Annotated in this window: 4 protein-coding genes; 2 read left to right on the plus strand and 2 right to left on the minus strand. The window is 59.0% G+C overall.

Annotation, left to right across the window (positions count from 1 at the left end):
- The first annotated feature begins 102 nt into the window (after nt 1-102).
- Nucleotides 103-351: a hypothetical protein gene (locus tag ACIPUD_RS39570; protein ID WP_158091481.1), complete on the plus strand. Its 249-nt coding sequence runs from the start codon at nt 103-105 to the stop codon at nt 349-351.
- Between the two features lie 1,144 nt (nt 352-1,495).
- Here the strand turns inward: ACIPUD_RS39570 and ACIPUD_RS39575 are convergent.
- Complete coding sequence (locus ACIPUD_RS39575; RefSeq protein WP_247335413.1) at nt 1,496-1,834, minus strand: H-NS histone family protein; 339 nt, start codon at nt 1,832-1,834, stop codon at nt 1,496-1,498.
- A gap of 627 nt (nt 1,835-2,461) precedes the next feature.
- Between ACIPUD_RS39575 and ACIPUD_RS39580 the strand changes: the two genes are divergently transcribed.
- Complete coding sequence (locus tag ACIPUD_RS39580) at nt 2,462-2,941, plus strand: hypothetical protein (RefSeq protein ID WP_446482965.1); 480 nt, start codon at nt 2,462-2,464, stop codon at nt 2,939-2,941.
- A gap of 590 nt (nt 2,942-3,531) precedes the next feature.
- Here ACIPUD_RS39580 and ACIPUD_RS39585 read toward each other — a convergent pair.
- Nucleotides 3,532-3,846: hypothetical protein (locus tag ACIPUD_RS39585; protein WP_446482966.1), on the minus strand; the 315-nt coding region annotated here is incomplete at its 5' end.

The following is a 3,846-nucleotide window of genomic DNA, read 5'->3' on the forward strand; positions in this document are numbered from 1 at the left end:
CGTGGGCTGCGATCGAGGTTCACCGAGAATAGTCGACCACTTCCGTAGCCTCGGCGCCTTGCCTGAAACCCCGCTGTTCTTCGAAATCGACGGAAGGACCATATGGATGAACTGCTGGCGGCGTACAATGACATCACCGCTTCCGGATTGGGCCCCTCCCAACCGCAATGCGATGCGGCGAAGGCGGAGCAGCGTTCGCTGGCGGAGCCATGCGCAAAGTTCCGTTGTCACGCCGATCTAGCCGGCTTGACCTCTTCCGCATCAGCCACGCGTTCGCTGAGAGGGCGGCTTAAACTCCACGACCTCGTGCTGGTCGCACGGATTAGCTCGCTCATTTTTCTTGACGATTAGCTCAAGCTCGAGAGCCTCGAAGGCGAGTTCATCCGCCAAGCGCTTAAACAGCTCGCGCTTTTCTATGTCCGTCGCTTGCTGGCTCATCAGCATAAACTCTCTGGCGTCAGCGCGGACCTTTTCCAAACGTCGTCGGAGGTCCTTCATGTGTGCCGGCTTAGCTTTTAAACTTATCCTTGGCCCGAACAAATCAGTTGCTGGTTCGGATCCACCCGGAGTCAACTGCCGAAACTCGATACTGGTTCTATGCGGACCGCCAAATTCGCCGCTCTTCGTGCTGCGATATTTGGGCCATGCTCCATGACCCAGCCCCTGTTCAGGGATTGCGGGCTGAGGACGGCCGTCTTGGCCGATGAGCCATCCCTGTCCGGCTCTCGCCGGATGATGCATAGAACTAGCATACCTGAAGGGGGCATGAATGTTCGAAAGCGCACAGACGCGAGTGTTGCGCCCGACTAGGCTGGGAGCGATCCTGGACGCTCGCAAAGCGCTCGGGGCCCAACGGCCTCGGGGAGATGCGAAAATGTGCCGGCTGCGCTGAAGCGGCTCCGTCCGCGAACGCAGTGTTGCCGGTTGCGTGCCGGGTATGAGGCAGGAGTAAGCTCGGCAGATTTAGATCAACGATGGTCGTTCTCGTGCGTACTTTTCTTCTCATCGTGGGAATATGGCTACTGGTGAACGTTCTGTTCGTTGTGGTTGTCCTGCCCTCGCGCAGACCGGCACCTACTCGGCGAGCAGGAATTCCATCTCCGGTGACGATTAACACGACGGCCGGTCGCTTGGACGATCACGACCCACCACTCCTGCAGCGCGCAATGAGGCCGGTTGCAATCAGGGTTCTTTTCATCGTGCTCATCCTTCCAGTCCTTCGAGCGTGGAATGCGGTTAGGCGGCACTTCAGCGGGCACCACGACTAGATGCGGGCCATCGCGTGCTTGAGAGTCTCGTCGATGTCCTCACTGCGTCCTCACTGCGCCGCGGGCCCCCCGAGCGATTCAGCGAGACCATCAGCCCAGCGCTCTCGCTATGGCCATGCCTCGAAGCATGGTTATGACCCGCGCTTCAACGATGATGTGAGAAGCTCAGAGCCCAGGGGGGAACAGCCGGCGCCAGCATTTCCATCCCAAAATGCCGCAACGCGCGCTCAATTGGTCTGCCGCTTTTCGGCTGAAGCCCGATCGATTAGGAAATCGTCCAATTTTCGGCCGCCTCGAAGCTGCGGCCGCAGCCATCGAGGCAGCCTGCCGCGACCCGACCATGTCTCCGCCGGGTTCTTCGGATTGCGATATTTGGGACGAACGGGCGGGTATGGACGGCGCTCGCGATTGAACCGCGTGGCCTCGTTGGCCAGTCCAATCCTGTGGAGCCGTTCCTCCAAATGTGCTTTTTGCACCAACATTTTCTGAGTGAGTTTGGCGGCGACCTCTTGGTGAAATATCCAGAGTTCGTCAACGGAGAGCGAATTGAAATGCGCGGTGTTCATGGCTCCATCCCTAATCTTGGGCAGAAGGCCCAGGCAGACAAGTCGGGAATCCGGGAGCAGACAAGCCCTCAGTGAAATATTGATCATGCAATCCACATTTAATACGAGAGGTAGCAGGGAGAAAGGCGCGACAGCGGTAATATCGTGGCGGAGTATTTAAATCGCCGCGCGGGGTAGCCACGTCTCGTGACCTCCACAAACTCACCCTTGGCCAGTTGCGCTTTCGTGCTCGGGGACGAGCGCAAAGATGGCGATCACCGGACGGCGGCGCGGACGGCTCGATGAATCGCGCTGCCTCGTGACCGGCATATTAATCAGGTAGCCAAGAGTACAATTAATTAATTCATCGCGCCGCCCGATTTAAGCCGCATGGGAGCCGTTGTCGCCGCTAAGGTTCGAGCGGGGGTGGGGCGCACCCGGGAGTTTTCGATGTCCGGTCATTTGCGATTATACTTCGCCAGTTTGGTGCTTGTCGGAGGTTTATCGGCGGCGCCTGCGTCTTCCAACCCTCTTGCCGACTTCTTCAATACTGCTACGCCCCAACCCACGGTAACCTCTCCGCCGCAAGCCGAATGCGTGCCGCGTCCCGGTAGCTCGACCACTGGTGGACAGCATTGGGTCTACCGAATGGACGGTCGCCGCAAATGCTGGTTCCTGGCCGAGGGCATCGCGACGGTGAAGAAGCCCATTCGGGCTCGCATGGCCAAAGACCGCAGCGCCAGTTTGGACGAGAACGGGACGAGGTGGAGCGCGGTCGTTGATGCGCGCGCGGAGGTGCTGCGCTCCGCACCGCCCGAGCAATCTCAGCCGCCTGTACCCGAAATGAAGGTAGCTGATGCCGCTTCCAATCTCGGCACGGGGTCGGCGGCCCCCATTGTCGATCTTCCCAACCAGATCACCTCCGAACACTCCGTGCCGGGCCAAGTCGACGTTGGGCAGCTTCTCGCCGACGCACCTCAAGATATGCCGCTGGGCGCGCGTACTGCAGAGGCGCACGGCGGAGCGCGCAGCTGGACGGCCTGGTTCGGTGTACTGCTGATGACGCTTGGTGGCCTCTCGCTCTTGAGCTCGAGCCGCACGCTTCGGCATGCGTGGAGATTACGTTAGCTTAGATGCGAGGTACATCCGCCGCGCAATCAATGGATTCCACGAGCTGGTATAGTCGAACTGCCACACGTACAAAGATTCCGTGCGCCACACCTAGTTTGGCACCGGCTTAGACGGACATTCGAGTACGATGACGGTCGCCTTTGGGATCGGACTGCATTATGCGGTACAAGGTGTTCGTGGTGGACGGCAGCCGGCAACTGATCTGCGCTGCAAAGCTCGACTGCATTGACGAGCAGACGGCGAGACGCCGAGCCGAGCAAATGCATGACGAGCACGACGTTGAGCTTTGGCAAGGCGATCGACTCGTTGCTGTGTTCCGAAGTGCAACGTCGAATGAAGATCGGAGCTAACGCGCGATCCTGAATCGACGGCCGGTCTCGCCGCCGAGTTAGTTCGAGCATTGTGAGGCACCCCGGCCTGGCTGGTTGCCGACATGTCGCAGCGACGTCGTCACCAAGGCTCGCTCACTGCGGGATAAAGGCGCCAGTCCTCTTTCAGAATAGTGGCAGATGCGAGGAACGCGGGCAATCCGTCCATCGAATCGCCCGAGTGAGCCAACGCGGGTCAACCTTCGGACCGGCGGGTCTCTAAACGGCTCTTGCTCCGCCGCTCGCTTTGGTACGCCGTCTTCTGCCCATCGTTCTTGCTTCCACATGTCGGAGCTTGCGTCGAAGCTTCTCCACCTCTCTAAGCTCCTCCAGAAGCGCCTGGTGCCGTTCATTCAGAACAGCACTAGAAAAAATCTGACGCGTACTCGACATCACATGCCTCAGAAAATGATTTGAAGTAAGAAGTCGACGAAAAGCGAAGATAAAGAATACTCCACCGAAGCTCAATGAGCTGAAGCCGCAGCCGCCAGATGCTCCCAGTACTCTGCCTCTGCAAGCAGTTTCCAGCTTCTC

The sequence above is a fragment of the Bradyrhizobium sp. CAR08 genome (assembly GCF_052871955.1).

What these genes read in the sequence shown, in the direction of transcription:
- ACIPUD_RS39570 (WP_158091481.1), top strand. Translation starts at nt 103, where the DNA reads ATGGATGAACTGCTGGCGGCGTACAATGACATCACCGCTTCCGGATTG.
- ACIPUD_RS39575 (WP_247335413.1), bottom strand. Translation starts at nt 1,834, where the DNA reads ATGAACACCGCGCATTTCAATTCGCTCTCCGTTGACGAACTCTGGATA.
- ACIPUD_RS39580 (WP_446482965.1), top strand. Translation starts at nt 2,462, where the DNA reads ATGGACGGTCGCCGCAAATGCTGGTTCCTGGCCGAGGGCATCGCGACG.